This is a genomic window from Pseudomonas sp. E1MeOHC2, from assembly GCF_058745025.1.
The window spans coordinates 120,953-137,817 of sequence record NZ_CP196675.1 but is presented as its reverse complement, the minus strand read 5'-3'; the positions used below and the strand labels follow the sequence as shown (position 1 = coordinate 137,817).

Sequence of the window (16,865 nt, the reverse complement as noted above, 5' to 3'; positions counted from 1 at the left end):
CTTTTACGTTGAGGAAGGGTCAGAACTGGTAATCGACCTGGGCCAGCAAGGTGCGCCCAGGCATGGGTTGCAGGAAGGTGTTGGTCGAACCTGCCAGGCCACTGACGAAATTCAGCTCGTCGGTAACGTTGAGCATGCGCAGCGTGACGCCCCACTGTGGCTGGCGGTAGTACGCGGCAAGGTCGAGGTTGTATTCGTCGGGGACTTTCACCGTCTTGCTCAGGTTCAGGTACCAGCTGCTGGTCCACCAACCGGAGAGCTCCACGCCGAACCCGGAATCGAAGCGGTAATCGACATAGCCGCCGGCGTTGTATTCGGGGATTTGCACCGCATCGAACTTGCCGGACGGGCGCTGGTTGAGGCTGTTGTTATCGCCAAACACGGTGCCGTTGTCGGGGATGAACCCGGCCGAGGCGAACCCGGCCTGGCTGGTGAACTCGTTGTAGGCACTGATGCGGCTGAGGTTGAGGCCACCGCGCAGGTGCGGGTCCTGGTAGCGCAGGGTGGCTTCCCAGCCTTTGACGATCAGCCGGGCGATGTTGTTGTTGCTGTCCGGCGACTGGTCGCGCGCCTGCTTGTAGGCGGCCAGGGTGAAGAACAGCTGGTCGGGCACGGCCTCGACCTTCAGCCCCACTTCGTGCAGCACGCTGAGGCTCTCGAACGCCAGCGGGTTGAGCTGGTTGGCCCCGGTGCCGCTGCCCCAGCCCAGACCATTGGTGAAGAAGCCGGTGTTGACCGCCAGCGAGCGGTCGAAGGTGTAGTAGAGCGTGCTGTTTTCGGTGGGTTTGAAATAGGGGCTGACCTGTACCGAGAACAACCGGTAGTTGTCCGAGTCCTTGCGTGGGTTACCGCCCGCGAGCACGAAGGGGTTTTCGATGCGGGCGTCGATCCAGCTGCGGCTGGCCCCCACATTCAGCCCCACACGTTCGCCCAGGCGCAGGTTGTGCTGGCTGAACAGGGTCTTGGTGGTCCAGGTACTGTCGGCGGTGTAGGGCGCCACCGATTCGGCGTACAGGCCGTGCCCTGCCGGGTACATGGCCGGCAGGTTGAGCCAGCCGTAATAGTTGGACAGCTGCGGCACGCCGGGTTGGCCGATCCAGGCACCGTTGCCGCCTGCGGGGTTGCGCCCGCTCAGGCCGAGCAGGTCGCCAGGGTTTTTCAGCGTCGGGTCGAGGGTGAGGTCGTAGGCATTGATGGTGGAGCCGAAACTGTTGTTGGCGGCGATCGACTCGTTGCTCTCGCGGCGATAGATCAGCCCGGTGTTGCTGTCGTCGACCAGCGTCAGGCCGCCCAGCTGCCATTGGCCACGGGCGCGGAACTCGAAGCGGTTGTCGAAGATGTCGTCCTTGCCTTGCACCTGGAACGCGCCCACCGCGTCGGTGGTGTCGGTGGAGTGCTGGTAGAAGGTGCTGTTGGCCAGGGTGATGGACGGGGTCAGGTCGCCTTCGACGCGCAGTTGTGTAGTGAAGCGCCGGGAGCGGTTCTGGTCCTGCGCACGTTGGCCGGTCTGTGACGACAACGAGGTCTGGTCATTGCCCGCCAGCGACGGGTCATAGACCCAGCCGCGCAAGCTGCCTGGGCTGGCCTGGGTATTGGGTGAGGCGCCCTGGAAACTGCCATCGACCACCTGGTATTGGCCCTGCGCGTTGCGCTGGCGCTGTACCCAGCCGAGTACCTGGGCATCGCTGGCGCCGGATGACAGCACCGGCGACCACAGGTTGTTGCCGTTCTGGATGATTGGCGTGGCGCGGCCGGCGTTGTACTTCCCGTGGTCTACCAAGTCCTGGGTGGCGCGGTTCCAGCCGTGGGTGATGTTGTAGTCGTAGTAGTCGTCGTAGGCGGCGTTCCAGTCCACCCGCAGGTTGTCGTTGCGCCAGGCGAGTGCGCCGTAGAGCGCGTCGAAGTTGTTGTCGACGTTGTCGTAGAAGGTTTCCTGGCGCTGGCGGGTAATGCTGACCCGGTAGGCCAGGCTGTCACTGATGGGGCCGGTGTTGTCGATGCTGAATTTGGTGGCATCGCGCGATTCGCCGTCGGGGATCCAGCTGCCGATTTCGCCGCTCAGGCGGGTGCGGAAGCGGTTGAAGTCGGGCTTCTTGCTCAGGTAGTTGATGTAGCCGCCGCTGCCGCTGACCGAGCCGTAGGTGACCGAGGACGGCCCGGCGACGATGTCGGCGCCTTCGTAGGCGTTGAAGTTGGCGGGGTGGCGCACGCCGTAGGCGCGTTGGCCATCCTGGAACACCTCGGAGTTCTGCCCGCGCATCTGCGGGGCGATGCCGGCGTTCTGGCCGCCGCCACGGGTGATACCGGGGGCGTACTTGACCAGGTCGTCGGAGCTTTGGATCGGGTCGCGGGCCAGTTGCTCGGCGTTGATCTGGGTGACCGAGCGTGGGGTGTCGAGGACCTTGGTTTCCAAGCCGCCGTAGATCGAGGCCGGTGGGCGTGTGGGCAGGGCGTCGTCGTCGGCCTGCTCGGCCTGCACGGTGACTGTTTGCAGCTGGGTGTCCTCGGCATACGCCATGGGCACGGTGGCGGCCAGGATGGCGAGGGCCAGCGAGCTGGGCTGGAATTTCGGGTGCAGCAAGGCAACGCGGGGCATGGGGCTGGGCCTCGTTCTATTCAGGAATGGGAAAAGCGAGGGCGCAGCCGCGCCTGCGGTTATGGATTGCTCAGGGCACTGTGGGAGCGGGCTTGCCCGCGAAGCATCCACTGCGGTGCCTGGCCAGGGCTTCGCCCTGGTTCGCGGGCAAGCCCGCTCCCACAGAAGACTGCGCTGGCCCAGCGTTTAGCTCTTGAGCCACAGGCTCTCGAACCGCCAGGTACTGAACAGCGACTGCTCCGCCTGCGCTCCACCGACTCGGGTACTGACGCTGTCGAGCAAGTCGGCAAAGCCCCAGATCAGCATGCCGCCGCGTTCGTACTGGATGCGTTGGGCGCGGTGCACCAGCGCTTTGCGTTTCTCAAGGTCCGGCTGGGCCATGGCGGCGAGGAAGGCCTCGCTGAATGCCGGGTCGTGGAAATGGGTCTTGTTGGCCACGGCGAACGGCGCGTCGGTGTGGATGGCGCTGGCCAGAAACGGCGCTCCGATGCTGCCACCGGTGCTCAAGGTCCAGTCATTGCGCTGCGGCCCCTGGAACGTCGCCAAGTCAACCTGGCGCACCGTGATCGTCACACCGATGCGCCGGGCCTGTTCGGCCAGCACCAGCGCCGAGGCAAGCCCTGGCCCTGGGGTCGTCACCAGGTCTACCTGCAGGCCTGCCTGGCCCGCGTCCTTGAGCAACTGCGCCGCCCGTTGTGGGTCATGCGGCCGTGGCCCGAGGCTATGGTCGAAGGTGGGGTCGAAGGGGGCGTACAGGTCGTTGGCCACTCGGCCTTGGCCATTGAGCGCCCGGCGCACCAGGTCGTCACGGTCGGCCAGCAGGCGAAACGCCTCGCGCACCCGTGGGTCGTCGAACGGCGGTTTGCTGGTGTTCATGTCGAACGACAACCAGTTGCCGCTCACCGACTTCAGCAGATGCAGGCGCGGGTCGGCCTGCAGCACTTGCAGGTGCTCGGTGGACATCACGTTGGCCATGTCGATCTGCCCAGCGCGCAAAGCCGCCAGCCGGCCGGTCTGGTCCTTGAAGTCGATGATCTCCAGTTCATCGGCATAGGGCTTGGCGGGTTTGTAGTAGTTGTCGAAACGGGTGAACAGCGAGCGCTGGCCTGGGGTGAAGCTTTTGAGTTTGTAAGGCCCGGCGCCGACCGGGTTGGTGACCGGGTGGTAATCGACCGGCACGATGCCGCCAAAGTTGACCCAGGTCTCGGGCAACGGCAGGTAGCTACGGCTTTCGCGAAAGGCCAGGCGCACGGTGCGGTCGTCGAGCTTGACCAGGTTATCGCGGTCTACCCAGTGCAGCAGCGCCGCATAGGGCGAGGCCAGCTGCGGGTCGGTCAGGCGCCTGATGGAAAAGATCAGGTCGTCGGCATCGATGGTCTTGCCGTGGTGGAACTCCAGCCCAGGCTTGAGCCGCAATGTCCAGCTGCTGGCGTCGGCATTGGGCTCGGCGAATTCGGCCAGGGCCAGGCGCGGCTGCATCTGCTCGTCCCACTCCCACAGCTTGCTGTACAGGGCAAAGCCCCGCACGATGCCGCTGCCGACCGGTTTATGGGCGTCGAGGTTGCCGCTTTGGTTGCCATCGATGATGCCGAGGCGCAAACGCCCGCCATGACGCGGCTGGTCGGCAACCGCGTTGCCGGGGCTGTCGCTTGGGCCGCAGCCGGCCAGCAACCCGCCGGCCAGCACGCCGGCATGGCCGAGGAAGTGGCGCCGGCTGAGTGGGTAACCGTCCCAGGCCATGGGGTCAGCCTCCGTTGCTGGCGTGCAGTTGCACGGGGGTGGGCGCCGGGCGGGCGAGGGCGGCACGCTGGCCACGGAAGTGCGGCAGTATGTGCTCGCCGATGCGGTAGGCCTCTTCCAGGTGCGGGTAGCCGGCGAGGAAGAACAGGTCGATGCCGATGCTGTGGTACTCGCGGATGCGTGCCACCACGTTGGCATAGCTGCCCACCAGCGCGCAGCCCGGCGGGATGCCGATGTAGCCAAAGCCGGTCCACACGTTGGGGTGGATGAAGAAGTCGTCGAACGCCTGTTGCTCGTTCTTGTCGCTGTAGCCGTGTTCGTAGCTCAGTTTGCGTGCCGTGCGCAGGCCGGCGTGGGCGGCGCGGGCCTTGACCGTGCCCTTGGCCACGCCTTCGTCGAAAAAGCGCTTGGCCTCGGCCCGCGCGGCCTCTTCGGTGTCCCGGGCGATCACGTCGATGGACAGGCCAAAGCGAATGTCGCTACGCCCCCACTTCAAGGCGCGGGCGCGGATGTCGGCGATCAGCGCGGCGATTTCGTCCGGGTGTTCGGCGCGCATCAGGTAGAAGTCGGCATGCTTGGCGGCGAACTCGCGTGCGGCATCCGATGAGCCTGCAGTGCAGATCAGCGGCAGCTCGGCTTTTTTCAGCGGCCCGCGCAGGCCGCCGCCTTCGGCGCGGTAATAGGTGCCGTCGTAGTGGAACTGCTCGTTGTGCCAGTAGCCGCGCACCACGTCCATGAACTCGGTGGCGCGGGCGTAACGCTCGTCGTGGCCCTCGAAGTCGCCGACCTGGCGCTGGATGGCGTCGGAGCCGCCGTTGATGATGTTCCACACCAGCCGATTGCCCGTAGCGCGTTGGTAGGTCGCGGCCTGTTGCACGGCCACCCAGGGCGTGTAGTGAAAGGGCTGGAACGCGGTGACGAACTTGAGGGTGCGGGTTTCCCGCGCCAGCAGCGAGCACACGGTCCACGGCTCTTCGCCGGTGGGCGCATTGACCATCAGCGCGCCGCCGAAGCCGTTGATTTCTGCCGCGCGGGCGATCTGGCCGAGGTAGTCGATGTAGGTGAAGTGATCACCTACGGCGAACCCTGAAACCGCACCGCTGCTGTCGCCGCCCGCGTGCCAGTCGCCACGGTTGCGTGGGTCGCCGGGCAGAAACTGGGTTTCGCCATGCAGTGGCAGGCGGGTGAAGAATTCGATGCTCATGGGGTGGCCTCCTTACTGGACGCTAGGGTTGCAGTTGGGCGTGACCGGCTGGCCGCTGATGACCTGGCGGGCGAAGGGGATCGAGTCCTTGAGCGAGGCGTTGACCGTTTCGCTGTGCCCTAGGCCCTTGTACAGGTGGCCCTGCACCACCGAGCCGGCCTTGCAGGCGTCCTGCATCAGCGCGACCTGGGTCGCGGCGGCGGGGGTCTTGTCCTCGGCGCCGGTGCCGATGAAGATTGGCTGGGCCAATTTCAGCGTGGGGTACGACACCTGGGCCAGCCACGGCTTGAGTTTGTCGCCCTGGTAGTCCTTCTTGGCGTTGGCCGGGGTCAGGCCGGTACCAACCACGTCGCTGACCAGTGAAGACAGGCAACTGGTGCGCGCCTGCTCGAACAGCGGCAGGGCCTTGTCGGTGTAGAAGTCGCGTGGGTCGATGCTCGGGTCGTACTGCTGTGCGGCAAGCAGGGTGTAGAAGCCGTAGGCCAGGGCCGGGTCGACCTTGTTCGGGTCCTGCTCGCCGACGTTCTTCGACCCCACGGTGTAGATCACACCGGTGCCGATGCTGCCCTTGACCCCCAGTTTTGGTGCATAGGTCGCCGCGTAGGCACCGGCTGCGAAGGCACCGGCGCCGCCCTGGGACTGGCCGACGATCAGCACCTTGTCGGCCAGCCCCGGTACGCCGGCGACCACGGCCTTGGCCGCATCGAGAATGCCGTAGGCGGCCATGCGGTTGTTCAGCAGCGGGTGGCCACCGGGTACCCCCAGGCCTTGGTAATCGGTGGCGACGATGGCATAGCCCTCTTCGAGCCAGCGGTTCAGGTACTGCACATCACGGTAGGAGCGCCCGGCCCAGGACGGTGCGCAGATGTCCGCCACACCGACGGTGCCATGGCCCCAACTGGCGACCGGCCAGCCACCTGCGGGCGCCTTGCCCTTGGGGATGAACAGTGCGCCGGAGACCACGATTGGCGTCTTGCCGTCGATGCCGTCCAGCGAGGTGTAGAGGATGCGCTCGGCACTGGCGGCGCTGGGCAGGCTCAGTGCCGAGTCCAGCGGCTCGCTGCGTAGCAGCTTGCCGGGCGTGGCGGGGATGGCTTTGGCCCAGGTGTAGAAGCTTGATACGCGCCCGTCACCTTGTTGTGGGTCGGGTTTGGGGGCGTAGGTGTCGGCGGCCAAGACGCCAATGGAAAAGGCCAGGGCACTGAGGCCGAAAGTGATGGAAACAGGCAGTTTCATGGAGGATGTTCTCAAGGTTGTTGGCTGATTTGAGCGTCCAGGGACGGCCAATAGTGGGTGAGTTGCAGGTCGATCAGCGCCTGGCGGGTGAAGCCTGTGGCCAGGTCGTGGGTGATGTCGTAGGGCGTGCGGATCAGGCGGTTGGCCAGGGCGTACTGGCCCAGGGCGTCGTAGTGGGCCTTGAGCTGGGCATCGCTTTTCGGTGCCCAGCGCGCCTGCCACGCCACTGGGTCGTCCTGGTCGTCGCGGCGCAGCACGCTTTCGGCCACACCGGCGCGCGATGACAGCGCGTAATAGGCGTCGCGGTTCTGCTCCTGGGAGATCCACCAGGCCGCACGCACCCAGGCCGTGGCGACCAGCTGCGTGAGGTCGGCGTGCTGCTGCACGAAGCGGTCGGTGCCCCACAGGTCGGACACCAGCCGCCAGTCGTTGGCGCCTTGCTTGGTCGACCAGAGGATCCGCGCCACGCCTTTGTCTTCCAGGGCGTAGGCTTCGTTGAGCAGCACGGCGGCATCGACCTTGCCGGCCGACACGGCGGCGGCACCGACCTGTGGGTTGAGGTTGGCGATCTTGAAGTCGGTCAGCTTCAGGCCCTGGCTTTGCAGGAAGTTGCTGAAGGCAAATTCCCAGGGCCGCCCGCGGTGCAGTGCCAGGCGCTTGCCTTTAAGGTCCTGAATGCTGCGCACCTCAGAGCCGGCAGGCACCACCAGGTAGATGTTGTTGCCGCTGCCGCCCGGCACGATCAGCTTGCCGGGCACTTGGCCGGCCCCGGCGATGACCGAGGGCAGGTCGCCACGTACAGCGAAGTCCAGGCTGTTGTTGCTGAAGCCTTCGTTGATCTGCGGGCCAGCGCCGGCGTGGGGCAGGGCGGTCCATTGCAGTTTCACGCCACGGGCGGCCAATTGCTGCTCGAGCCAACCGTCTTCGATTACCCGCCCTGGGATGCCACCGAATACCGGCGCTCCGCCTTGGGTGAAGGCAACGATGGCGATGCGCACCGCTGCCGGTGGCTCGGCCGCCAGGGCGGTCAGGCTGAGGAACAGGCCGCCCAACAGGGCCAGGGTGTGACGCCAGCGTTTGTTCATGTGCAGCTCCAGGCAGTGATTCAACAGGTCTGGGCCGCGTGTTGCAGCGGACCAGGCGTTGACAGGCCAGGAGCGAAATACATGCCATTATTTGAAAAGGCGGCTGCAGGCCTTTAACGGCGGGGCCTTCAGCGTAAGTGAAGGGTGCGCGGCTCAGCCCTGGCTGCTGATCGGCACGCAGGGCAGTGCTGGCGAGTTGCTGCTCCAGCAGCAGCGAGCTGTTGAAAATTCAAATATTCAAAAATGGAATATATAAAGATGAATTAATAATTTTTTGATCTAATTTGTTTCGTGCACTATGGGGTGCGCGTCAATTGCCAGGAATGCCCCCATGTCGCTGATCACCCATCCTAATGCCCGAGAGCTGACCAAGTCGGTACGTGCCACCGTGCTTGTGTTCAAGGACCCTCGCTCCCAGGAGCTGCTCAGCCGTATCGAGCGCCTGGCGCCCAGCGAGGCCAATACCCTGATCATCGGCGAAACCGGCACCGGCAAGGAGCTGGTCGCTCGCCATATCCATCAGCTGAGCCGCCGTGGCCGCGAACCGTTCGTGGCAGTGAACTGCGGCGCCTTTGCCGAAACCCTTGTGGAGAGCGAACTGTTCGGCCATGAGAAAGGTGCCTTCACCGGCGCCACCTCGAACAAGGTCGGTTGGTTCGAGGCTGCCAACGGCGGCACGCTGTTCCTCGACGAGATTGGTGATCTGCCGCTCAACATGCAGGTGAAGCTGCTGCGGGTGCTGCAGGAGCGCGAAGTCGTGCGGCTGGGCTCACGCACGCCTATCCCGATCAATGTGCGCCTGGTGGCCGCGACCAACGTCAACCTGGCCGACGCCGTGGTGGCCGGGCATTTTCGTGAAGACTTGTTCTACCGCCTGCACGTCGCCACCATTCGCCTGCCGCCGCTGCGTGAGCGACCGGGTGACATCCTGCCCCTGGCAGAATTTTTCATCGAAGAGCACTGCCGGCGCCTGGGCTACGAGCGGGCGTCGCTCAGCCCGGATGCCGAGCGCAAGCTGCTGGCCCACAGTTGGCCGGGCAACATCCGCGAGCTGGAAAACGCGATCCACCATGCCTTGCTGGTGTGCCGTTATCAGGTCGTGGCGCCCGCAGACCTGCACCTGGTAGACATGAGGCCGCAGGGCGCGGCCCAGGTATATGCCGCGCAGGCCAGTGCACCGGCCGCGGTCGCGGCGCCGCCTAACCTGGAAAACGCGTTGTTGGCGCTGTTCGAGCAGAACGTGCCGAACCTGTATGAGCACATCGAGGAGACGGTGTTCCGGGCAGCGTATCGGTATTGCCATGGGAACCAGTTGCAGACTGGCCGGCTGTTGAACATCAGCCGCAACATCGTGCGGGCGCGGCTGGAGAAGATTGGTGAGTTGACCAAGGCCTGATCGCTGGTGACGAGTCTTCGAGGCAGGGTGAGGGTGATAGTTGCACAGGCCAGGACGTCTCAGGTTAAATGAGAGTCATTACTAAAGACGTCCTGACCGGTTCACTCCATGTCCTGCGCTGACCCCTCTCTGCAAAAAACCGTGCACACCCTCTACGCCGAGCACCACCCCTGGCTGTGCGGGTGGCTGCGCAACAAGCTCGGGTGCGTGGAGCATGCTGCGGACCTCGCCCAGGACACTTTCATCCGCGTGCTCACCCAGCGCAAGGCGGCCGAGCTGCGCGAGCCACGGGCCTACCTCTCCAGCATCGCGCGTAGCCTGATGATCGACATGTTCCGGCGCCGGGCCGTTGAGCATGCCTACCTGGAAACGCTCGCCGCCCGCCCCGAGCAGGTCGAAGTCTCGCCCGAGGCGCGCGCGTTGATCATCGAAACGCTGCTGGAAATCGACCGTCTGCTCGACGGCCTGGGCGCACGCACACGTGAAATTTTCCTGATGGCTCAACTCGATGGCCTGAGCTATGTCGAGATCGGCCGGCGCCTGGACGTCTCGGTCACCACCGTGAAGAAGCATGCCGTGCGGGCACTGACCCATTGCCTGATGCTGGCCGAGGACTGAACCGTGCCCGGTGCTCAGCTGGACCGGCGCGTGCTCGAAGCCGCTGCGCGCTGGTATGTCGAGTTGCGCTGCGATGCCGATGAGAGTACCCACGCCGCGCATCAGCGCTGGTTGCTCAGCGACCCGCTGCACCTGCAGGCCTGGGAGCGCTTGGCACGTTTGCAGGGCAAGTTCGAGCATGTGGCCCCGGGCATCGCCCGCCCGACCCTGAGCAGTGCCAGGGCCAAGCGCCGTGAAGTGCTCAAAGTGATGAGTATTGTGCTGGCGGCGGGCGGGGCAGGGGGGGTGGCCTGGAACCAGGGGGGTGTTGCGCGGTTGATGGCCGACCAACGTACCGGCTTTGGCGAGCGCCGTACGCTGCGCCTGCAGGATGGCAGCCGCTTGCAGTTGAACACGGCCACCGCCGTCGACATCCGTTACACCGCCCAGTGGCGAGCCTTGCACCTGCTGGGCGGGGAAATTTTTGTGGAAACCGCGCGCGACGCGCAGGCCCGAGCGTTCATCGTGCACACCGAGCAAGGCAGCATTCGCGCCCTGGGCACGCGTTTCACTGTCCGCAGTGATGCCGACGTCACCCAGGTTTGCGTACTTGAGCATGCCGTGGAGGTGCGCAGTGCGCATTCACTGGCGGCGGTGCGCGTCGAGGCCGGCCAGCAGCTGAGTTTCCGGGCGGATGGAACGGGCGTTGTGCAGCCCGCCACAGCGCTGGCGGATGCCTGGACCCGCGACATGCTGCTGGTGGACAACTGGCGTCTGGCCGATGTTGTGAGTGAACTGCAACGCTACCGGCCTGGGTACCTGGGGTGTGACGAGGCGGTGAGTGAGTTGCGCCTGTCCGGCGCGTTTCAGCTGGGTAATATTGATGCGGCCCTGGACAACCTCACCACCACCTTGCCGGTGCGCATTCGTCGTTTCAGCCGGTTCTGGGCGCGTGTGGAGGCTGTTTGAGGGCGGGGGTGGTGCATCTTTTTAAAGGTGTTCGCTCAGCATTTTCGTCGCCTATGAGATCGAGCGCCGCCCGCGCGGCGCTTCGCGGGGCAAGCCCGCTCCCACATTTGTTTCGGGCCAGTTACTCCTGTGGCATGTGCACGCGAACCCTTTAGCGTCCGTCTTAATACTGGGTCGGGCAGACAAGGCGGTCGCGCGCAAATGCCAGATGCCTCACTGGCCCCAAACACTCTGTGGGAGCGGGCTTGCCCCGCGAAGCGCCGCGCGGGCGGCGCTCGATATACGCCTCACATCAAAACCAAAGACAGGCACCTAGTCGCCTTCACCCCCTCTTTTCACAAAAAGGGGTTATCGATTTCAATTCTCATTCGACTTGTAAGGAGAGGCGCATCAGACGCCGTAAAAAACTGCCACAGGGCGAAAGGAATACCCATGCTCCGTTCAGACACTCGCACCCCCGTTTTCCTAACCAACTCCGCCAAAGGCGCCGTGGCCCGGGCGGTGCATCGCGCGCTGTTCAGCATCACGCTGACAACACCGTTGGCTGCGGCGATGATCGCCCAACCCGCCATGGCCCAGGCCCGCGCCGATGCCGTATACGACATCCCGGCCGGCCCGCTGGACGCGGCGCTCACCCAGTTTGCGGCAGCGGCGGGGGTGACGGTGTCCTTCGAGCCCTCATACGTTCAGTCGCAGAAGTCGCCTGGGCTGCATGGCCGCTACAGTGCCGAGGCGGGCCTGCGTCAGTTACTCATGGGCAGCCAGTTGCAGGTGCTGCGCCAGGCCAATGGCAGCTACTCACTGCTGCCCAGGGTCGGCGACGCATCGACGCTGCAACTCGACAGCACCAGCATCACCGGCGCATCCGTTGAATCGGCGTATGGCCCGGTAACCGGTTATGTGGCCACCCGCAGCGCGACAGGCACCAAGACCGACACACCGATTCTGGAAATCCCGCAGGCCATCAACGTCGTCACCGCCGACCAGGTGCAGGCCCAAGGCGCGCGCAACCTGACCCAGGCACTGCGCTACACGCCGGGGCTGGCAACCGGCGGCTTTACCGACCGCAACAGCATTGCCGACGAAATCACCAGCCGCGGGTTCGCCCCGACCCCGCTGTACCTGGATGGCGCGTACGTGCCCTATGCAGGCAGCCTGGGCGGTGCGCCGCAGATCGACCCCTACACCCTGGAACGTATCGAAGTGCTCAAAGGCCCGTCGTCGGTGCTCTACGGGCAAAATCAGCCGGGTGGGCTGATCAACATGGTCTCCAAACGCCCGACCCGCGAGCAGCGCAACCAGGTCAAGCTTGGCGCCGGCAGCTACAACCGCGCCAACGGCGCCTTTGACAGCAGCGGCCCCGTGGATGAGCAGGGCGTGTTCACCTATCGCCTGGTCGGTGTGGTCGACAAGGGCAACGAACAGGTGGCCCACGCCCACAGCGAACGCCTGCTGCTGGCGCCAAGCCTGACCTGGGCGCCGAACGAGGACACCTCCCTGACCGTGCTGGCGCAGGTGCAGCGCGATGACGGCCTTGCCGACTACCAGTCGCTGCCGATGATCGGTTCGCTCAAGCGTGGCCCGACAGGCCAGCACATCGACCGCGACTTCTTCTCGGGTGACTCGCACTACAACGATTACAAACGCAACCAATACATCTTCGGCTATGACTTCAGCCACCGTTTCAGCGATGACCTGGCCCTGCGCTCTACGGCGCGCTACACCGATGTGCGCGACCGCTACAAAGGTTTTTACCTGCGCAGCTTCGTCTCGGACGCCGAAGGGGTGGACTACACCCGGGCCAACCGGGTGAAGCTCGACTGGCGTCAGCACAACATCGCCTACACCCTGGATAACAACCTGGAGTACACATTCAATACCGGCGCGCTGCAGCACACTACGCTGGCGGGCGTGGACTACCGTCATTTCTCGCGCAAGTACGATGGCTACAACGCCTACAACGTGTTGCCGGTCGACCTTTATGGCAAGAACAACTACGACACCAGCAGCGTGACACCGGTGCTGGACACCCGTTGGGACAACACCGTGCGCCAGACCGGCGTATACATGCAGGACCAGATCAAGCTCGACCAGTGGATCCTCACCGTCGGTGGCCGCCAGGACTGGGCAGAAATCGACAACAAGGACCTGCTGGCCAAGAGCATCGCCTCCCAGCGTGACAACAAGTTCACCGGCCGTATCGGCCTTACCTACCTCACCGAGTTTGGTCTGGCGCCTTACGTCAGCTATTCCCAGTCGTTCTTGCCGACGCTGGGCACGGACAGCGCCGGCAAGTCGTTTGAACCGACCGAGGGTGAACAGTACGAAGTGGGGGTGAAGTACCAGCCGGTCGAGGGCACTTTGCTCACGGCATCGGTGTTCCAGGTGAAGCAGAAGAACGTGCTGACCCAGGACAATGACAACCCCCAGTACCAGGCGCAGGATGGCGAAGTGCGCTCGCGCGGCCTTGAGCTGGAGCTCAAATCCACCCTCGCTAATATCGACGTGCTGGCCGCTGCAACCTACATCGACTCGTTCTATACCAAGAGCAACTATGGCGACCAAGGCAACCGCAGCGAATCGCAGGCCCCGGTATCGGCGTCACTGTGGGTGGATTATCACTTCACCCAGGCCATGCTCAATGGCCTGACCTTCGGCGCTGGTGCCCGTTACACAGGCCGCAAACCGGGTGATTCCTCCAACTCCTTCGACGTGCCGGCCTATGCGGTGTATGACACTACCGTCAGCTACGACCTGGGCAAACTCGACCCGAGCCTGCGCGGGCTGCAGGCCAGCCTGAACGTGCAGAACATCTTTGACCGCGAATACGTGTCGGACTGCAACTATGCGTTTGGTTGCTACTACGGCCAGGAGCGCGTGGCATCGGTGGAGATGACCTACGATTGGTGATCGACGGTTAACTGTGGAGGGTGTTCGCGGGTGAGTCCGCGAGCACCGTCTTCAGGAGAGGAATTTGACAAAGACGAGCTCGGGATCGCCCTCATCGAGGTTCTCGATCTGTCCGCTGCTGATGAAGCCAAGCTGGCTGAGCAGACCCCGCATGGGCTCATTCGAAGCATTCGTCGAAGTGAACAGCTTGCCACCCATGCATTGCGACTCCAGTGTCCGCATGATGGCCCCGGCGATACCGCGGCGCCGTGCCGATTCCTTCACCACCACCAGCGCAATGAAGGGGTATTCGAAGAAGGCGTCGTTGAGCACGCCGTACCCCGTCAGCAGCGCGGCATCGTGGGCGTCTGCGGCTACCCAGCATTGGCCACAGGCGATGGCCTGGGCGATGAACCTACGCCGTTGCGGGTCGCGCCGGGCAATGGCGTCCAGCGCTACAAGCGCCTCAAGGTCCTCGAGCTGGGCGAGGCGTAGGGTTGATCGCAAATCCATTGTGCGGCCTGAAATGAAAGGGGAGTGGCGAGTCTAGCTGCGAAGACGAGTAAGCTGCGAGCACTCATCCAAAGCGATGCATTGGCAGCCGCTTCGATGCTGATCAGCCCGGCACTGCTTTCAGCGAACTGCAACAGGGGCGCCACGTTATACTCGACGCCTTTTGCCCGTGGCCGGAGAGCCCTATGCGCCAGGTTTTGCTTATCGTCGATGTTCAATCCACCTTCAGCCCGCCCGAATGGCTGGTCGATGGTTTGCGGCGGTTGTCGGCGAACATTCCCACCATCGCCTCGGTCGAGCTGCACGATGAAAAGGCCACGCCATTTCAGCGTCAGTTGGGCTGGCACCCGGCAGCCGAGGACGAGAGCCTGGTCGAAGCGGACCAGGTGTTCGTCAAACATGGCTACGGGCAGACCGTCGAAACCCTCGATTACATCAAGCAGCTGGGTGTGGAGCGGGTGCTGGTGTGCGGCATGCAAACCGAAACCTGCGTGCTTGCCGCAGGTTTCGCCCTGTTCGATGCGGGGCTCACGCCTACCCTGGTTACCGACATGACGGTTGGGTCGTCCCTGGACAGGTCCGGGAAGCTGGGCATCGACCTGTGGAAGCACCACTTTCGCCAGGTGACGACCGCTGCCGAGGTATTGGCCACGCTGTAGATACGATCACAAAAGATGCAATCATTTTGCCATCCTTTGGCGCCAATGCGTATCATTGTCGATTGACGACAACCTCGATACACCTGGATTGAGAAGGATCTCCATGCTGAAAAAGTCTTACCTTGTCGCTGTTCTGCTGCCGGTTGCAATGAGCTGGGGTAGCCTGGCGCAAGCCTTCACCGACGGCACCGACCGCTCCGTGACCCTGGAAAAGGTCGAGCAGACCTTTGTGGTGCAGAAGGATGGCAGCAACCGCCTGAACGTCGACAGTGTCTTGCTGATCAATGAAGAGCGCGCCATCAAGGCCAGTGCCCAGCGCCCGGTGAGCTACAACCGTTCGCTGGAAACGCTGGAGGTGATCGAGGCGTACACGCACAAACCTGATGGGCGCAAGGTGATGGTGGATGCCGCGCACATCAAGGAGCAGCAGGAGCAGGCGTCCGCGCAGGCGCCCATGTTTCAGGACAGCGTCATCAAGGTAATCATCTTCCCTGAGGTTGCGGTCGGCGACCGCCTGGTCCTGCGTTATCAGCGCAACCGCTTCACGCCGCTGTTCCCCGACCAGTTCGAAGACATCACCGTGCCGGAGTTCCACCCGGTCGGGCAGTTCACACTGATTTACGACATGCCCGAGGACATGCCCCTGCAGGCCGATGCGCGCAGCTTCAAGGCATCGATGCCGGCGGCTGCGCCAGGGCGCAAGGTCTATCGCTGGGACTACGTGCCGGCGGACCGTGCGCGGATCGAGGCGAGTGCGGTGTCCTACCTGGACTATGGGCACTACCTGGCGGTCTCGACCTTTACCGACTTCAAGCAGTTCGCCCAGGCCTACCAGGCGCGGGCCAAGGTCGAGGTCACGGCACCGATCACCGAGCTGGCGCAGCGCCTCACGGCCCATTTGCCCACCACCCGGGAGAAGGCGCTGACGCTCAGTGACTGGGTGCGCGAGAACATCCGCTATGTGGCCGTGTATGTCGGCGCTGGCGGGGTCGTGCCGCATGCCGCGCAAACCGTGCTGGACAACCGCTACGGTGACTGCAAGGACCATGTTGCCCTGCTTGAGGCGCTGCTGACGGCTGCGGGCATCAAAAGCACGCCGGCCCTGATCAACCTGGGCAATGCCTACGTGTTCCCCAAGGTCCCTGCACTGGGCGTGTTGAACCATGTGATCACTTATGTGCCGAGCCTGGACCTGTACCTGGATTCGACCGACCCCTCGATCGCCGCGGGCTACCTGCCATTGACCGTGTTGAACAAGCGGGTGCTGCTGACCGCGACCGGCGAGTTTGGCCGTACACCGTCCATCCAGCTCAACAAGGTCTCCAGTGACTTGCAGTTCAAGGTCCAGGGCAATGGTGGCGCGGACTTCACCAACGTTTCCACCGTACAAGGCTGGGCCAGCGAGGTCAGCCGCTACGGGGTGAAATCGATGAAACCGGCGGATCGCGACATGCTCGTCGAGAAGGTGCTCGGCGCCTATGGGCAGCGCGGCAGTGGCAGTTTCGAGGTACGCCCGACGAACGCCAACGGCGACTTTGTCAGCAGCGTTGCCGGGCGCACGGAAAACCTCGTCAACCTGCCAGGGCCTGTCGGTATGGTGGCCTTGAGCAGCCTGGCGGGTGGCATCTCGCAGAACGTCTACAGCTTTGCCATGGAGAAGGAGCGCAGCCAGCGCTTCGTGTGCATTTCCAACGATACCGTTGAGACGTCGCGCTTCGAGTTCCCGCCTGAGGTCAGTGTGCTGGCGATTCCCAAACAGGTGCGTCTGCAGGACGCCAACGTGGAGTACAGCGCGCAGTACACCCAGGAGGGGAATGCGGTGGTGATCGAGCGGCATTTCAAGTTCAGCCGCCCGGACGTGGTCTGCTCACCTGAGGATTTTGCGGCCATGAGGCCGGCCATCGAGGCGATGGTCAGGGACCTGCAGAGCCAGATTATCGTACAAGCGAGCTAGGCCACGCTTGGTAGGAGCAGCCTTGTG

The 16,865-nt window shown here is 64.0% G+C and carries 12 protein-coding genes; 6 read left to right on the top strand and 6 right to left on the bottom strand.

Annotated elements, in window-relative coordinates; translation table 11 throughout:
• Positions 1-19: 19 nt before the first annotated feature.
• From ACSSU5_RS00545 to ACSSU5_RS00525, 5 genes are all read right to left on the bottom strand, one after another.
• The gene (locus tag ACSSU5_RS00545; protein ID WP_492560369.1) at positions 20-2,596 is read right to left on the bottom strand and encodes a TonB-dependent receptor; all 2,577 of its coding nucleotides are present in this window, start codon (positions 2,594-2,596) and stop codon (positions 20-22) included.
• 186 nt (positions 2,597-2,782) lie between these two features.
• Entirely contained in the window at positions 2,783-4,336 is a 1,554-nt protein-coding gene (locus ACSSU5_RS00540) for an ABC transporter substrate-binding protein (protein ID WP_492560368.1), read from the bottom strand.
• A 4-nt stretch (positions 4,337-4,340) separates the two neighbouring features.
• Positions 4,341-5,540: an LLM class flavin-dependent oxidoreductase gene (locus tag ACSSU5_RS00535; RefSeq protein WP_492560367.1), complete on the bottom strand. Its 1,200-nt coding sequence runs from the start codon at positions 5,538-5,540 to the stop codon at positions 4,341-4,343.
• Positions 5,541-5,552: 12 nt separating this feature from the next.
• Positions 5,553-6,776, bottom strand: a complete 1,224-nt coding sequence (locus ACSSU5_RS00530) for a lipase family protein (protein ID WP_492560366.1) — start codon at positions 6,774-6,776, stop codon at positions 5,553-5,555.
• Between the two features lie 11 nt (positions 6,777-6,787).
• Complete coding sequence (locus tag ACSSU5_RS00525) at positions 6,788-7,861, bottom strand: ABC transporter substrate-binding protein (protein WP_492560365.1); 1,074 nt, start codon at positions 7,859-7,861, stop codon at positions 6,788-6,790.
• 331 nt (positions 7,862-8,192) lie between these two features.
• Between ACSSU5_RS00525 and ACSSU5_RS00520 the strand changes: the two genes are divergently transcribed.
• The 4 genes from ACSSU5_RS00520 (at position 8,193) to ACSSU5_RS00505 (ending at position 13,733) form a co-directional block, all read left to right on the top strand.
• Entirely contained in the window at positions 8,193-9,257 is a 1,065-nt protein-coding gene (locus ACSSU5_RS00520) for a sigma-54 interaction domain-containing protein (protein ID WP_264312766.1), read from the top strand.
• A 108-nt stretch (positions 9,258-9,365) separates the two neighbouring features.
• Positions 9,366-9,875, top strand: a complete 510-nt coding sequence (locus tag ACSSU5_RS00515) for a sigma-70 family RNA polymerase sigma factor (protein WP_264312767.1) — start codon at positions 9,366-9,368, stop codon at positions 9,873-9,875.
• A gap of 3 nt (positions 9,876-9,878) precedes the next feature.
• The gene (locus tag ACSSU5_RS00510; RefSeq protein WP_492560364.1) at positions 9,879-10,823 is read left to right on the top strand and encodes a FecR domain-containing protein; all 945 of its coding nucleotides are present in this window, start codon (positions 9,879-9,881) and stop codon (positions 10,821-10,823) included.
• Positions 10,824-11,255: 432 nt separating this feature from the next.
• Entirely contained in the window at positions 11,256-13,733 is a 2,478-nt protein-coding gene (locus ACSSU5_RS00505; protein WP_492560363.1) for a TonB-dependent siderophore receptor, read from the top strand.
• A 51-nt stretch (positions 13,734-13,784) separates the two neighbouring features.
• On the opposite strand, the gene ACSSU5_RS00500 is transcribed toward ACSSU5_RS00505, so the two are convergent.
• Positions 13,785-14,225 carry a GNAT family N-acetyltransferase gene (locus ACSSU5_RS00500; RefSeq protein WP_492560362.1) on the bottom strand — a complete coding sequence of 147 codons (441 nt, stop codon included), beginning with the start codon at positions 14,223-14,225 and terminating at the stop codon, positions 13,785-13,787.
• Between the two features lie 185 nt (positions 14,226-14,410).
• Between ACSSU5_RS00500 and ACSSU5_RS00495 the strand changes: the two genes are divergently transcribed.
• Together ACSSU5_RS00495 and ACSSU5_RS00490 are read left to right on the top strand one after the other, a co-directional pair.
• A complete protein-coding gene (locus ACSSU5_RS00495) occupies positions 14,411-14,884 on the top strand; it encodes a cysteine hydrolase family protein (RefSeq protein WP_264312771.1) in 474 nt (157 codons plus the stop codon).
• 103 nt (positions 14,885-14,987) lie between these two features.
• The gene (locus ACSSU5_RS00490; protein WP_492560361.1) at positions 14,988-16,838 is read left to right on the top strand and encodes a DUF3857 domain-containing transglutaminase family protein; all 1,851 of its coding nucleotides are present in this window, start codon (positions 14,988-14,990) and stop codon (positions 16,836-16,838) included.
• The last annotated feature ends 27 nt before the right edge of the window (positions 16,839-16,865 follow it).